The sequence below is a fragment of the Marinobacter sp. P4B1 genome, assembly GCF_001447135.1.
GTDB classification, from domain to species: domain Bacteria; phylum Pseudomonadota; class Gammaproteobacteria; order Pseudomonadales; family Oleiphilaceae; genus Marinobacter; species Marinobacter vinifirmus.
This window is the reverse complement of sequence record NZ_LLXM01000010.1, coordinates 43054-56605: the sequence shown is the minus strand read 5'-3', so window position 1 is coordinate 56605 and position 13552 is coordinate 43054. Positions and strand designations below refer to the sequence as shown.

14 protein-coding genes are annotated in these 13552 nt (G+C 55.5%); 3 read left to right on the top strand and 11 right to left on the bottom strand.

The annotated features are described in order from the left end of the window. Positions 1–128: 128 nt before the first annotated feature. The 8 genes from AQ621_RS06410 to AQ621_RS06375 form a co-directional block, all read right to left on the bottom strand. On the bottom strand, positions 129–515 hold the full coding sequence (locus tag AQ621_RS06410; RefSeq protein WP_058340744.1) for a DUF302 domain-containing protein: 387 nt from the start codon (positions 513–515) through the stop codon (positions 129–131). A 24-nt stretch (positions 516–539) separates the two neighbouring features. Further along, entirely contained in the window at positions 540–2900 is a 2361-nt protein-coding gene (locus AQ621_RS06405) for a heavy metal translocating P-type ATPase (RefSeq protein WP_058340743.1), read from the bottom strand. Further along, complete coding sequence (locus tag AQ621_RS06400) at positions 2893–3120, bottom strand: DUF805 domain-containing protein (RefSeq protein ID WP_022990675.1); 228 nt, start codon at positions 3118–3120, stop codon at positions 2893–2895. The genes AQ621_RS06405 and AQ621_RS06400 overlap by 8 nt, the downstream gene beginning before the upstream one ends. Before the next feature lie 27 nt (positions 3121–3147). After that, a complete protein-coding gene (locus AQ621_RS06395; RefSeq protein ID WP_058340742.1) occupies positions 3148–4500 on the bottom strand; it encodes an APC family permease in 1353 nt (450 codons plus the stop codon). Between the two features lie 11 nt (positions 4501–4511). After that, positions 4512–4865, bottom strand: a complete 354-nt coding sequence (locus AQ621_RS06390) for a hypothetical protein (RefSeq protein WP_048496392.1) — start codon at positions 4863–4865, stop codon at positions 4512–4514. A gap of 152 nt (positions 4866–5017) precedes the next feature. Then, positions 5018–5767 (bottom strand): copper resistance protein B, encoded by a 750-nt coding sequence (locus AQ621_RS06385; RefSeq protein WP_058340741.1) that lies wholly within the window; start codon positions 5765–5767, stop codon positions 5018–5020. Continuing rightward, positions 5764–7473, bottom strand: coding sequence for a copper resistance system multicopper oxidase (locus tag AQ621_RS06380; RefSeq protein WP_058340740.1), 1710 nt, complete (start codon positions 7471–7473; stop codon positions 5764–5766). The genes AQ621_RS06385 and AQ621_RS06380 overlap by 4 nt, the downstream gene beginning before the upstream one ends. An 84-nt stretch (positions 7474–7557) precedes the next feature. Next, positions 7558–8091, bottom strand: a complete 534-nt coding sequence (locus tag AQ621_RS06375) for a cupredoxin domain-containing protein (RefSeq protein WP_058340739.1) — start codon at positions 8089–8091, stop codon at positions 7558–7560. A 199-nt stretch (positions 8092–8290) separates the two neighbouring features. Between AQ621_RS06375 and AQ621_RS06370 the strand changes: the two genes are divergently transcribed. Then, a complete protein-coding gene (locus AQ621_RS06370) occupies positions 8291–8956 on the top strand; it encodes a response regulator transcription factor (RefSeq protein WP_022990681.1) in 666 nt (221 codons plus the stop codon). Further along, complete coding sequence (locus AQ621_RS06365; protein WP_058340738.1) at positions 8943–10277, top strand: ATP-binding protein; 1335 nt, start codon at positions 8943–8945, stop codon at positions 10275–10277. Before AQ621_RS06370 ends, AQ621_RS06365 begins: the two co-directional genes overlap by 14 nt. A 334-nt stretch (positions 10278–10611) precedes the next feature. Here AQ621_RS06365 and AQ621_RS17260 read toward each other — a convergent pair whose 3' ends face one another. Then, positions 10612–10773, bottom strand: coding sequence for a DUF2897 family protein (locus tag AQ621_RS17260; RefSeq protein ID WP_082640925.1), 162 nt, complete (start codon positions 10771–10773; stop codon positions 10612–10614). Positions 10774–10896: 123 nt separating this feature from the next. On the opposite strand from AQ621_RS17260, the gene AQ621_RS06360 reads away from it, so the two are divergent. Then, complete coding sequence (locus tag AQ621_RS06360; RefSeq protein ID WP_058340737.1) at positions 10897–11700, top strand: RluA family pseudouridine synthase; 804 nt, start codon at positions 10897–10899, stop codon at positions 11698–11700. 48 nt (positions 11701–11748) lie between these two features. On the opposite strand, the gene AQ621_RS06355 is transcribed toward AQ621_RS06360, so the two are convergent. Then, positions 11749–12756: an NAD-dependent epimerase gene (locus AQ621_RS06355; RefSeq protein ID WP_058340736.1), complete on the bottom strand. Its 1008-nt coding sequence runs from the start codon at positions 12754–12756 to the stop codon at positions 11749–11751. 50 nt (positions 12757–12806) lie between these two features. Continuing rightward, positions 12807–13541 (bottom strand): TIGR04219 family outer membrane beta-barrel protein, encoded by a 735-nt coding sequence (locus AQ621_RS06350; RefSeq protein WP_058340735.1) that lies wholly within the window; start codon positions 13539–13541, stop codon positions 12807–12809. Between the last annotated feature and the right edge of the window lie 11 nt (positions 13542–13552).

Below are 13552 nucleotides of genomic sequence, written 5' to 3'. Positions count from 1 at the left end.
TATCCCGTCGTCAAATGAGGAGTCCTATTTGCATTTCCAGTGTTCAGTTGGGCTATGCGCTCGCCTGGCTAATTCGCTAATCCATTGCAAACCGCAGGCACTGCAGCAAATCGCCGCCTCTACCGGCTTCAGATCGATTCCACAACCTCAGAGAGCATATCCCTGACCTTCCCGGCAACCTGCTTGAGCTCGTCATTATCGATGGCGCTCATGGAAGCCAATGGATCCTCTGCACTTACCTCAATGCCCTCCGAAACCTCACGAAGAATAACGTTGCAAGGCAGCATGGCACCCACGCGAGGCTCCACACCGATGGCTTCCCAGGCCATGCCAGGATTGCAGGCCCCGAGAATCCGATAGGCCAACATATCCTTGTCCAGCTTTTTCTTCATGGTGGCTTTGACATCAATTTCTGTCAGCACACCGAACCCGTGATCAGTGAGGGCCTGACGCGCTCTTCTGTCCACGTCCTCGAAATCGACATCTTTGATAACTCGATCGATCGTGTATGACATAGCTACCTCCAATGATTCAGAAGTTCATTGCTTTGACCCGAGTTTCACCACCCTCAAACGCAGCGCATTCACAATCACGCTGACCGAGGACAGCGACATGGCGGCCGCTGCAAAAATGGGCGACAGCAGTATCCCGAAAAACGGGTACAAAACCCCTGCCGCTATCGGAACACCGGCGGAGTTGTAAACGAAGGCGAAAAACAGGTTCTGACGGATATTGCGCATGGTCGCCAGAGACAAACGGCGCGCCTCGACAATGCCCATCAGGTCGCCGCGCAGCAGCGTAATGCCGGCGCTTTCGATGGCGACATCGGTCCCGGTGCCCATGGCCACACCGACATCCGCCGTTGCCAGTGCAGGCGCATCGTTTACGCCGTCACCCGCCATCACGACAACACGGCCTTCGTCTTTCAGGCGCTGGACGATCTTGCCCTTATCTTCCGGCAGGACTTCCGCTTCCACTTCGTCGATATGCAGTTTTCGGGCAACTGCTTCAGCTGAAGTGCGGTTATCGCCGGTCAGCATGACCACCCGGATGCCGTCTTTTTGCAGCGCGGAAATAGCGGCTTCGGTGGTTTCCTTGACCGGATCGGCAATCGCCAGCAACCCTGCGACGTTTCCGTCGACAGCAGCAAAAATCACGGTAGCACCATCTTTTCGGAGCTGGTCGGCGTCGCCGTCAAATCGCGTGGTGTCGACATTTTCCGACTCCATGAGAAGGCGGTTACCAAGTAGCACCCGCTTGCCGTCTATTCGACCGGTAACCCCTTTACCATTCGGAGAGTCAAAGTCTTCCGCATCCGGAAGCTTCAGGTCCATGCCCTTGGCTTTATCGAGTATGGCGTGAGCCAGTGGGTGCTCACTGCCTTTCTCCAGGCCGCCTGCATAACGCATGAGACTACTGTCATCGAACCCGTTGGCCGCGACAAGCCGGGTGACTTGCGGCTTGCCCTCTGTCAGCGTGCCGGTTTTATCCACCACCACGGTGTCCACCTTCTCCATACGCTCCAAGGCTTCCGCATCGCGAATCAGAACGCCACTTTGAGCACCGCGTCCGACACCCACCATGATGGACATGGGCGTCGCCAAGCCAAGTGCGCAAGGGCAGGCAATGATCAGAACACTGACCGCTGCAATCAGCCCGAACGCCATAGGCGGTGCGGGTCCAAAGAAGGACCAAGCAATAAAGGCGACAATAGCAATCACAATAACTGCCGGCACAAACCAGCCTGCTACCTTGTCAGCCAGCCCCTGGATCGGTGCGCGGCTACGCTGGGCGCTGGCCACCATCTGGACAATCTGGGACAGCATGGTATCGCGGCCAACTTTGTCGGCCCGCATGATGAAGCTGCCCTGCTGGTTTATGCTGCCGCCGATCACCTGGTCGCCGGATTTCTTGCTGACCGCCAGGGGCTCGCCGGTCACCATGGACTCATCCACGTTGGAGCTGCCTTCAAGCACCTCGCCGTCCAGCGGCACCTTGTCACCGGGGCGCACCCGCAGGCGGTCGCCCACCTTGACCTGATCAAGCGACACATCGGATTCGCTGCCATCGTCGTCCAGTTTTCTGGCCGTCGCCGGTGCCAGATCCAGCAGGGCCTTGATGGCACCAGAGGTTTTCTCTCTGGCGCGCAATTCCAGCACCTGCCCCAGCAGCACCAGCACCACGATGACAGCAGCCGCCTCGAAGTAGACGGCGACCGACCCGTCTTCCTGCCGGAAGGCGCCTGGGAAGATCTGCGGCGCCAGGGTCGCAACCAGGCTGTAGATCAGCGCGACGCCGGTACCAATGGCAATGAGCGTAAACATGTTCAAGTTACGACTAACCACGGATTTCCAACCCCGGACGAAGAAGGGCCAACCGCACCAGAGCACCACAGGCGTTGCCAGCACCAGTTGAATCCAGTTGGACATCTGCGGGGCTATAATGTGATCGAGTCCGGTGAGGTGCCCACCCATCTCCAGCACCAGTACAGGCAGGGCCAGCACCAGGCCGATCCAGAATCGGCGGGTCATGTCTTTGAGTTCTTCCGAAGGCCCGTCGTCCAGGCTTACCTGCTCGGGCTCCAGGGCCATGCCGCAGATTGGGCAGTCCCCTGGCCCTTGCTGCCGAATCTCGGGGTGCATGGGACAGGTATACATAGTGCCCGGCGCTACCGGCTCTTGCTGTTTCTTTTCCCAATCGAGGTACTGCTCAGGGTCCTCGTCGAATTTGGACTGGCAACGCGACGAGCAGAAGTACCAGGTTTTACCGCCATGCTGGCTGCGGTGTTCCGCGGTATGCGGATCGACTGCCATGCCGCAAACCGGATCCTTGGCGGTGTGCCCGCCAGGTTCTTTATCGGCGTGGTGATCGTGGTCATGGGCGTGATGGTGCTCAGCCATTCTGATCTCCTGTTTTATCGGCGGGCCAGTCTGCAAATGCAATGAAATACAGCAGAACCAGATTGACGATAGGGATCAGTATCAGTACACCCATCCACCCCGGATACCCCGTGCGCTGGCAAATACGCCAGGCCGGAATGACGACCACAATGGCAATCACCAGCATCCACAGCCAGTGGCCTGCCCACATGGTGTTCCCGAACATGTTATCTCCCATCATGGCAATAGCCTCTCTTCCTGATTCAGATTAATGATGATGCGCATGACTCTCTTCCTGTTTCGCTTGCGCCGATTCCGGTGATCTTTTAAGGAAAATCTGCTCGGATACTGCAATCACGATCATGGTCACGACTGCCACGCTGATGACGAACGGGTCCGTATTAAGCTTTACCCAGACGAAGCCGCCCAGCGCCAAAAGATCCAACAAGATGGCTGTTGCTGGCACCCAGGTGTTGGCCTTAATGTCTTTGCGTAGATAACGGAGCACACCCCAGTGAATGGCAATGTCCATAATCAGATAAAACACGATACCCAACGCAGCAATGCGTGACAGGTCAAAGAAGGCGGTCAGAATCAGACCCAGGACAACGGTATACACCAGTGTGTGCTTCTGAATGCTGCCGGGCATCCCGAAATGCCGATGAGGAACCAGTTTCATCTCCGTCAGCATGGCCAACATGCGGGACACAGCAAATACACTGGCCAGAATTCCTCCCGCCGTGGCCATCATGGCAATCGCAACAGTAAACCAGACGCCGTATTCGCCGAGAGCGGGGCGTGCAGCAGCGGCGAGAGAGTAATCCTGCGTTTCGATAATTTCAGCCAGAGATAGATTGCTGGCGACCGCAAATCCCACCAGCGTGTAGATCACCACACAGGCGGCAATGGAAATCACGATGGCGCGCCCAACGTTTCGCTTCGGGTCGATGACTTCCGAACCACTGTTGGTGATGGTCGTAAAGCCTTTGAACGCAAGAATGCCCAACGCGGTCGCGCCCAAGAAGTTGCCCAGCGTTCCGGCTTCACCGGGCTCCGAAAAATCAACCGAGATTGAGTCGGCAATCCAGACCCCGACCAGACCGAAAATCAGTATGCCGCCGATTTTCAGGATCCCGATAAAGGAAGCCACCCCTTGAATCATCCGATTGCCCAGCAGGTTGATCAGAAAGGCCGCAAGAATGAGCGCCACGCCGAGAATGGGCACCATGCGGCCACTGTCATCCCCGCCGAAAAGTTGCATGGTGTAAGAGCCAAAGGTCCGGGCCAGGAAGCTCTGAGCGATGACCATGGAAAAATACATCAACAGGGCGTTGAAAGCCGTTGGCAGCCGGTTTCCGTAGGCTTTATGCAAGTACATGCCAATGCCCCCGGCCGACGGGTAGGCGTTGGAAATCTTGATATAGGAATACGCGCTGAAGCCAACAATCAAGGCCGCCGCGAGAAAGGCCAGCGGGAAAAGAACGCCGGTCATCTGCGCCATCTGCCCGGTCAGAGCAAAAATACCGGCGCCAATCATGACGCCGGTACCCAGCATCACCGTCCCTGGCAGAGTGAGACTACCTTCCTGGTAGCGAGTGCTTCGATCTTCCTCCCTGCTCATTCAATCTCCTCTTATTTTTTCATGGGTGGAATCTTGGAACAGCAGAACGGCTCATGCTTGGCATTTGCCCGGACGTTGTCGTCGGTAAACCGGTACCAGGCCAGTTTGCGCCGGGTCCACCATCCGGTTTTCAATCGGCCACCGTAAGCCTTGATCAGTTCCAGTAATTCATCGACGGACCAGTGGGTTCCATCGTACGTCACCTGCAATGTGCCATTTGGCTTACGCTCGGCGAAATCAACGCATGGGTGGTGATTCAGATCGTGGATGAGCCCCTCCCACTGATCCTCTCCAAGCCCCTCGACGGTCATTTTTCGGCGCAACAAAAACTGCTCCTGGTTGGTTGCTTTGTGTGCTTTGGTCATGGGGTGACACCTCTCTTCCTGATGACTTCTCCCTGTATCAAAACACTTCAACCTGAACTGCGACTGAAAATGGACACAGACTTTCGGTGGATTTGAGTTACATCAAATCATAGACGAAAAAGGGCCGTGGGTTTCCCCATGGCCTATCAGCATCAGAATGCGATTCGAGCGCCGATCACGGCAAACCAGTCTTCTGTGCCACCGCCGTCCGCCTCGGCCAGGTCGGCGCTATCGCCATACTTACGCTCGTGCACCACACCCACGTAGGGTGAGAACGCACGGTCGATCAGGTCGTAGCTGAGCCGGAGGCCGGTTTCGGTGGAAACCAATCCCTTGCCGACGCCGATCTCTTCATCCTCACTGAACGCTACTGAGGCATCCAGCGTTGCCGCCAGAATCCAGTAGTTGGTGAACAGCAATTCGTACTCAGCGTCCAGTTCAGCTGACGTATCGCCATCCTTGCTGACATACAGATTTGCATCGATCTCAAACCATTGGGGCGCCAGCCCGGCCACACCGAGAACCGCATACGTACGGTCCGGCCCCTCGGGCGTATCGAAACGCACGCCCGCTTTGGCGTCGAAGAACTTGGAGATAGGGATCTGGCCGACCAGCTGGTTTTCCAGCGTTTCGTAGGCCTGCTCCTCTATCTCGTACTCCCCGGTTGTGAGCAGCCGGACTTTAAAGTCGTCGGTGCCATAGAAGGCATCCGCATTCCAGACGCCCAGCTCCTCGTCATCGTCGCTGTAGCGGTACTCAAATTCCTCGAATTGAACGCCCCAGGTTGTGAGCGGCTGTTTTCGAGCGGTCGTGTCGGAGATCATTTCCTGAGCTGTCACCGCCGTTGAGACACCAATAGAGGCAAGGAAGCTGACTGCGACAATTGATCGAATACAGCTCATACCTCACCTCCATCTTTGGCAATCACGTCTGTTTTGGCCTGCGTCGACTCTGGCCCACCTTCAACAATGACCTTGCGGAACATACCAGCGGCCGCGTGATAGGACAGGTGACAGTGGAACGCCCACTGACCGGGCTCGTCGACCTCGGTTTCCATGTAAACCGTGGTGCCTGGCTGCACACTGACCGTGTGCTTGATCGGGTTCCATTGGTCTGCACCAACATCGAGAATGGACCACATACCGTGCAGGTGCATAGGGTGAGTCATCATGGTCTCGTTCACGAATTTGAAGCGAACTCGCTCACCGTATTTGAGACGAATTGGGTCTGCGTCTTCGTACTTGACGCCATTAATGCTCCAGGTATAACGCTCCATATTGCCGGTCAAACGAAGCTCAATTTCCCGGGTCGGTTCGCGGTCTTCATACAGTGGATCTTGGGCCTTCAGGTCAGCATAGGACAGGAACTTGCCGCCATTGGCTGCCGTGGGTACAAGGCCACTTCCCTTGGCGTAAAAGGGGTCGCTTTGGCCGCCTTTTCCCATCGCCATGGAACCATGATCCATGCCTTCCATGTTGGAATGATCCATTCCGGACATCCCTTCTGAGCTATTCATATCCATGTCGCCATGATCCATACCGGCCATGTTGCCATGGTCCATGCCGGGCATACCGCTCATGTCTGCCATAGTCAGGCGCGCCGGATCACGCAGTTGCGGAACAGCCGCTTCCATACCTTCTTCGGGGGCCAACGTTGCCCTGGCATAGCCGGACCGCCCCATGGATTCAGCAAAAATGGTGTAGGCCTGCTTGTCTCTCGGGCGAACGATCACATCGTAGGTTTCCGCCACACCAATCCGGAATTCATCCACACTAACCGGCTGAACGTTGTTGCCATCAGCCTGCACAACAGTCATGTCCAGACCTGGAATCCGGATGTCGAAGTAGGTCATGGCCGAGGAATTGATAAAACGCAACCGAATGCGCTCGCCTGGTTCAAAGAGTCCCGTCCAGTTTTGGTCCGGCCCTTTGCCGTTGATCAGGCCCGTAAAGCCCTGCAAGTCCTCAACGTCCGCCTTCATCATCCGCATACCACCCCAGGCCATACGGTCACTGACGGTGTTCATCAGACCATTTTTTGAAACGTCCGAGAAAAACTCGCCAACGGTTTGCTGCTCGCGGTTGTAGTAATCCGGCATCATTTTCAGGTTGCGCATGATGCGGTCACCGGAATGGGGGTGTTTGTCGGTGAGCTGCACCACGTATTCCCGATCGTAGCGAAACGGCTCACGACCTTCAGGCTCAATAACAATAGAACCATAAGCGCCATCTGGCTCCTGGAAGCCTGAATGGCTGTGGAACCAGTAGGTGCCCGCCTGTTGGATTGGGAATTCGTAGGTGAAGGTTTCACCCGGTTTGATACCTGGGAAGCTGATTCCGGGCACGCCGTCCTGATCAAAAGGAAGGATCAAACCATGCCAGTGAATGGACGTCATCTCATCCAGGTTGTTGGTCACGTTGATCTTGACGTTTTCGCCTTCCTTGAAGCGCATCACTGGCCCGGGGGATTTCCCGTTGTATCCAATGCCTTCCTTCACGAAATCGCCGGTATCAATTTTTACCCGGTCGACCGTAAGGTCGTATTCGCCGGCCAGAACCATGGCTGGCATCAGCAGGCTCAAAAGCCCTGTCAAAAAGCGTGGTTTCATCTGTGTTGCTCCGAACTACACGTCATTGAAGCCGGGCCGAGAAACGTGTCTCAGCCCCGCGCTCGCGGACCTCAGTTAAGCGAGTTACTCGAAATTGACCTCACCGTACATCCCGGCCTGATAGTGGCCCGGCACGTTGCAGGCAAATTCGATATTGCCTTTATCAGAGAACTTCCATACCACTTCTTTACTTTGGCCCGGTTCCAGCAACACGCTGTTCGGGTCGTCATGCTTCATGGAATGGCCATTCCCCATATCCATATTCATCATGTCGTGGTTCAGCTTGCCGCCCTGGATGACGCCATGCTCAACCATCATCATCATTTCCTCTTGATGAGCTTCGTGCATGTCGGGAGTGCCAACATTGAACTCATGGACGAGGTTTCCCTTGTTCTCCACCACGAAGCGAACGGTTTCACCCGGCTTTACACTGATTTCTTCGGGTTCGTAGTAGTTGTCGTACATCTCGACAGTTACGGTTCGGCTGGCCTCCGACGCTTTGCCAGGTTCACCGCTTGTAGCGCCGTGCCCGTGGCCACCATCATGGGCGCCAGCCGCAAACGCTGTTGCCGACATTGAAAGCGCCATACCCGCTACGAATAGTTTTGATGCATTCATCTTTTTATCCTCTGTAAAATATTGCTCGAAAAACACTGCAGGATTGAGCCCCAATCTTGAGCAATGTTCAGAATCGGTTGTTACCTTCTCTCACTAACCTGAATTCTTTCTGAAAAACTCGAACTATTTTCCGTTCAGGCTGAATTCAGGTTAATCAGTCACACTTTCGACCGCGGACCATACATAGAAGGAAAAACTCATGCGTTTACTGCTCGTCGAAGATGACCGCTTGCTTGCTGAGGGTCTGGTCAGGCAGTTGGGAAAAGCAGGTTTCAGCGTTGATACAACTCCCAGTGCCCGAGAAGCCGTCGTTCTGGGTGAGCAAGAGGATTACCGTGCTGTTGTTCTGGACCTGGGTCTACCTGATGGCAACGGGCTGGACGTATTGAGAAAGTGGCGAACGAATCACGTCAGCTGTCCGGTCTTGATTCTGACCGCGAGAGGCGATTGGCAGGATAAGGTTAACGGCTTAAAAGCCGGGGCAGACGATTACCTGGCAAAACCTTTTCAGACAGAAGAGCTAATCGCACGCCTCAACGCACTCGTGCGTCGAAGTGAAGGAAGGGTCCATGCTCAGGTTAAAGCCGGCCGCTTTGAACTGGACGAAAACCGCCAGAGTCTCAAGATGGACGACGGCGTGGAACATACACTTACCGGCACCGAATTCCGGCTGCTACGTTGTTTGATGAGCCGCCCTGGCCACGTCTTTTCCAAAGAACAACTAATGGAACAGCTTTACAACTTGAATGATAGCCCGAGCGAAAACGTCATTGAGGCGTATATTCGGAGGTTAAGGAAGCTAGTGGGCAGCGAAACCATCTCAACACGACGCGGCCAGGGGTACATTTTTAATGCGATTCCTTAAAAAGCCTGCGTCCGTAAAAGGAACCTTGCTTGCGCTGTTACTGCCCGCCGGAATTGGTCTAATGGGGGTGGCGTGGTTGGTCCATGGCTTGCTGCTCGACCGAATGTCTCGGGAATTCGTTGAAAGCCGACTGAAAGATGAAGTCGTTTTCCTTGAGCACCAGATTCGCGACGCGAATGGTGAAGTTGACACTCTCCAGACGGGCGATTATTTCCAGGATGTTTTTCATCATGCCTTTGCCATACATACACCCGAACAGACCATCATTTCACCCGATACTTGGGAGCCCTTGTTAACGCCTCTGATTGAAAACGAAGAAGACGGAACCGTTCGCGTAGAAGATGCCGAAACCACTGATACTCCCTTAGACATCCTCGCCTACCGAAAGTCTTTTCAGGTCGGTGAAACACCCATCGTCGTAATCGTTTCTGAAGATCTGGGTGCGCTGAAACGCAGCCAAGCTGCACTTCATGCCTGGACCGCCGTAGTATCAGTTCTGTTGATTATGCTCTTGGTCGCCGTGCTCTGGTTCGGAATCACGGTGTCCATGCGACCGGTTGTCACACTCAAAGCCGCATTAAAAAGACTCCAGGACGGAGAGATCTCCCGAATCAACGTTCAGTCGCCAGAGGAGTTCCACCCGCTGGTTCTTCAACTAAATCAGTTGCTGGACTCCTTAGATCAGCGACTGGAGCGCTCCAGGGACGCTCTCGCAAACCTGTCTCATAGCGTCAAAACCCCCATCGCAGCCGTCCGGCAGATACTGGAAGACGACACACGTCCTCTCGACACCAATCTAAGGCGCCAGATGGTGGAGCGACTAAGCGATATCGACAGGCAATTAGAAGCTGAAATGCGTCGAAGCCGTTTTGCAGGGCCCCAGATTGGAAAAAGCGCCTACCCCATAAAACAGGCACGGGATCTTTTGTGGATGCTCGGTCGTTTATATCCGGAAAAGTCGTTTGAACTATCGAGTTCTCTGCCTGAAGACAGCCGATGGCCGATAGAAGAACATGATCTAAATGAAGTATTGGGCAACTTACTCGACAATGCTGGCAAATGGTCTTCGAGATGCGTAGAGCTCTCTGTGGAACAAGGCAGCGGCTTCAAGCGAATAGTTGTTGCTGATGATGGCCCAGGGGTTAATCACAAGGATTTAGCCAGTTTGGGCCAAAGGGGTCTGCGGCTAGATGAGCAAACACCTGGGCACGGTCTCGGCCTTGCTATCGTTCGAGATATAGTGACTCGCTATGAAGGTAAAATCAGCTTTTCGACTAAGTCCTGTAGCGGTTTACGCGTTTCTATCGAATTATTAAGATAAACTCGAATGTTCGCTTTTGTTTAAGACCAGACAGCGGCAACCAGCCGCCCCCACAACCCTGGAGCAACGGTCAAAACAGACCTTTCTATGCCAGAGAAAACGATCACCGCGCCGGCCGCAGGTTCGTCGGACTAGGAAATGTGCGTTCTCGATCATAAACCTCGGAGCCAGGCGCCATTACCTTCAGCGCAGGCCTTTGCACACTTGCCGGAAACGTGAGCCCGGCAGAGGCCATGAAACAAGCCGACCCTTCCGCTCTACCTGGCAAAGCAGAAGGGTCGGGACCGAATCATTTCTGAGTAGTGCAGGCGCCTTGCCATAGCGAGCATTTACATTACCACTCCTCATCCTTCTTCTCCTGCTCCGCCTTACGCTCCCGAATCTTCTCCAGCTTTTCCTTGGGAATCTTCATATTGGCGCTATCACGCAAAGACAGCAGGCTGCCGACAACCAATGCGAATGCAGCGAAAAGAAATAGCCAGCCAATGAGCGGCATAATACGGTCTCCTTGAATATCGGCCTTTACGAACAGTAGCACAGCCGGTAAAGGCGCGCTCCCGTAGCCGTTTCCGCTATAATGCCCGGCCTGCTTACCTGAAACCGGAGTACTCCAGCCACCATGCGCCAGACCATCGACCTGACTGTTGAAAGCTCCCTGCTTGCGGTAGATGCGCTGGCGGAAGCATCCGGCCTGCCCAAGCAGCGCATCAAGGATGCCATGGCCAAGGGCGCCTGCTGGTGGACCCAGAAAGGCAAGCAGGTGCGGTTGCGGAAGGCCAAGCGGGAGCTGAAGCCGGGCACTCGCATCCAGTTGTTCTATGATGACCAGGTTCTGGCGCGCCAACCGGAAGAACCCGAATTGCTGGAGAACAAAGGTCGTTACACTGTCTGGTTCAAACCGCACGGGTTGCTGTCCCAGGGTTCGCAGTGGGGCGACCACTGCAGCCTGCTGCGTCTGGCTGAAACCGAACTGAACAAACCCTGTTTTCTGGTGCACCGGCTGGACGGGGATGCCGCGGGCATCATGTTGATCGCCCACGATGGTAAAGCCGCGGCAGCGCTGTCCCAACTTTTCTCCGGACGAACCATGACCAAGATCTACCGGGCCCGGGTAACCGGCAACCTGGTTGCAGACGACCTGCGGATCGACACGCCCCTGGACGGCAAAGCCTCGGTCAGTCGCGTGACTACCCTCAGCTATGATGCAGATTCCGATACCACCGAGTTGGAAGTCCGCATCGAAACTGGCCGGAAACACCAGATACGGCGACACCTGTCCGGTATTGATCACCCGATTGTCGGAGACAGGCTTTACGGAACAGCAGATTCTGCCGGGCTGCAACTGACCGCAGTTGAACTGGCCTTCCACTGCCCGGTCACCGGCAGACCGGTATCTTTTGCGCTAACCAACCAGGTCTCATAAACAAAGAAGGCCAGCAACGATGCTGGCCTTCTTTCTGTGCAGTGGCGATCAGACCTTGTAGAAATCCCGGTACCAGTCCACGAAGTTGGCTATGCCCTCTTCCACGGTGGTAGACGGCTTGTAGTCCACATCATTGATCAGGTCATCCACATTGGCGTAGGTCGCCGGCACGTCACCGGGCTGCATGGGCAACAGGTTCTTCTCGGCCTTTTTGCCGACCCGCTCTTCGATGATCTCGATAAACCGGGACAGCTCCACCGGGTTATTGCTGCCGATGTTGTAGATGCGGTACGGCGCCTTGCTGGTACCCGGGTCCGGCTGGGCACCGCTCCAGTCTTCGTTGGGCTGGGCGACGTTGTCCAGCGTACGGATGACACCCTCTACGATATCGTCGATGTAGGTGAAATCCCGCTTGTGATGGCCGTGGTTGAACACATCAATCGGCTCGCCCGCCAGGATCTTCTTGGTGAAGATAAACAGCGCCATATCCGGCCGGCCCCAGGGACCGTATACGGTAAAGAACCGCAGGCCGGTGGTGGGCAGGTTGTACAGGTGGCTGTAGGTGTGAGCCATCAGCTCATTGGCCTTCTTGGAGGCCGCGTACAGGCTCAGGGGGTGGTCTACGTTGTCATGCACGGAGAACGGCATGGTCTCGTTAGCGCCGTATACCGAACTGCTGGAGGCGTACACCAGGTGCTTCACGTCGTTATGGCGGCAGCCTTCCAGGATGTTCATAAAGCCAACCAGGTTGGCCTCTACGTAGGCGTGGGGGTTCTCCAGGGAATAGCGTACGCCGGCCTGGGCGGCCAGGTGCACCACCCGCTCGGGCTTGTGTTCCCGGAACAGGGCTTCCATAGCGGCCCGGTCTGCTACGTCCTGGCGCACTTCGGTGAACCCCACCTTGCCGGTTAGCCGGGCCAGGCGAGCCTCTTTCAGGTTCACATCGTAATAGTCGTTTACGTTGTCCACGCCGATGACTTCATCACCGCGATCCAGCAGTCGATGGGCCAGGTGTGAGCCGATAAAACCGGCGGTTCCCGTAACGAGGATTTTCAAGATCTGTTCTCCATGAAAAATGGCGCCCGGAGGCGCCTTTTAATGCTCGCTCAGAAGGTGAAGCCGACGCTGGCGAAGGGGCCGGAGAGCTCCACGTCCAGCTTGTCGTCGTCATCTTCGTAATCAATCGCCATTTCGCGGTAGCCTGCACGCAGCTGCAGCATGGCAATCTCGAACTGGCCGTACACGTTCACATCGTGCAGGGAGTCGCCGCTGTAGCTTACAAAGTTACCGTCAGCGCCCACAGATACACCGGTGAACGGCAGGTCGAAGCGGGCGGCCAGGTAGCCCATGGGTACCACGGCATCGACGGTGGTTTTACTGACGTTGGCGGTATTGGTCTGGTCCCGAACGATCAGCTCACCATCAAACTTGCGAGCGGTCAGGCCGAGATCCAGGTTTACCCAGTTATCCAGCACTTCGTAGTAGAAGGTGGCGTCCAGTTGGTCGAGATCCAGATCGGAGTTAACGTCGGCGTTGATGATGTCATCAAAGCCTTCGGGACCAATCTTACCGCTCCCACTCTCGGAAATGCTGGTGTAGTTCACCCGCACGTTCGGCAGCAGCGGCACCGGATGCTCGAAGTAAGCCGTGAAGTTGGCGTTGCTGTCGCTGTCCATATTGAGATCATTCTCGATATCAACGGCAGAGCCTTTGTTCACCACCTCACCGGAGAAATCGGAATCCCAGTAGCTTACGTTTGCGCCCACGCCCAGAATGTCGGCATTGGCCAACGGGGCCGCCAGTACCAGCGAACCACCTACAGCAATCATCAACTTACGCATACATCACCTTT

Bases quoted from the DNA above. Each gene is read 5' to 3' on its own strand.
- AQ621_RS06410 (WP_058340744.1), bottom strand. From the start codon at position 515: ATGTCATACACGATCGATCGAGTTATCAAAGATGTCGATTTCGAGGAC.
- AQ621_RS06405 (WP_058340743.1), bottom strand. From the start codon at position 2,900: ATGGCTGAGCACCATCACGCCCATGACCACGATCACCACGCCGATAAA.
- AQ621_RS06400 (WP_022990675.1), bottom strand. From the start codon at position 3,120: ATGATGGGAGATAACATGTTCGGGAACACCATGTGGGCAGGCCACTGG.
- AQ621_RS06395 (WP_058340742.1), bottom strand. From the start codon at position 4,500: ATGAGCAGGGAGGAAGATCGAAGCACTCGCTACCAGGAAGGTAGTCTC.
- AQ621_RS06390 (WP_048496392.1), bottom strand. From the start codon at position 4,865: ATGACCAAAGCACACAAAGCAACCAACCAGGAGCAGTTTTTGTTGCGC.
- AQ621_RS06385 (WP_058340741.1), bottom strand. From the start codon at position 5,767: ATGAGCTGTATTCGATCAATTGTCGCAGTCAGCTTCCTTGCCTCTATT.
- AQ621_RS06380 (WP_058340740.1), bottom strand. From the start codon at position 7,473: ATGAAACCACGCTTTTTGACAGGGCTTTTGAGCCTGCTGATGCCAGCC.
- AQ621_RS06375 (WP_058340739.1), bottom strand. From the start codon at position 8,091: ATGAATGCATCAAAACTATTCGTAGCGGGTATGGCGCTTTCAATGTCG.
- AQ621_RS06370 (WP_022990681.1), top strand. From the start codon at position 8,291: ATGCGTTTACTGCTCGTCGAAGATGACCGCTTGCTTGCTGAGGGTCTG.
- AQ621_RS06365 (WP_058340738.1), top strand. From the start codon at position 8,943: ATGCGATTCCTTAAAAAGCCTGCGTCCGTAAAAGGAACCTTGCTTGCG.
- AQ621_RS17260 (WP_082640925.1), bottom strand. From the start codon at position 10,773: ATGCCGCTCATTGGCTGGCTATTTCTTTTCGCTGCATTCGCATTGGTT.
- AQ621_RS06360 (WP_058340737.1), top strand. From the start codon at position 10,897: ATGCGCCAGACCATCGACCTGACTGTTGAAAGCTCCCTGCTTGCGGTA.
- AQ621_RS06350 (WP_058340735.1), bottom strand. From the start codon at position 13,541: ATGCGTAAGTTGATGATTGCTGTAGGTGGTTCGCTGGTACTGGCGGCC.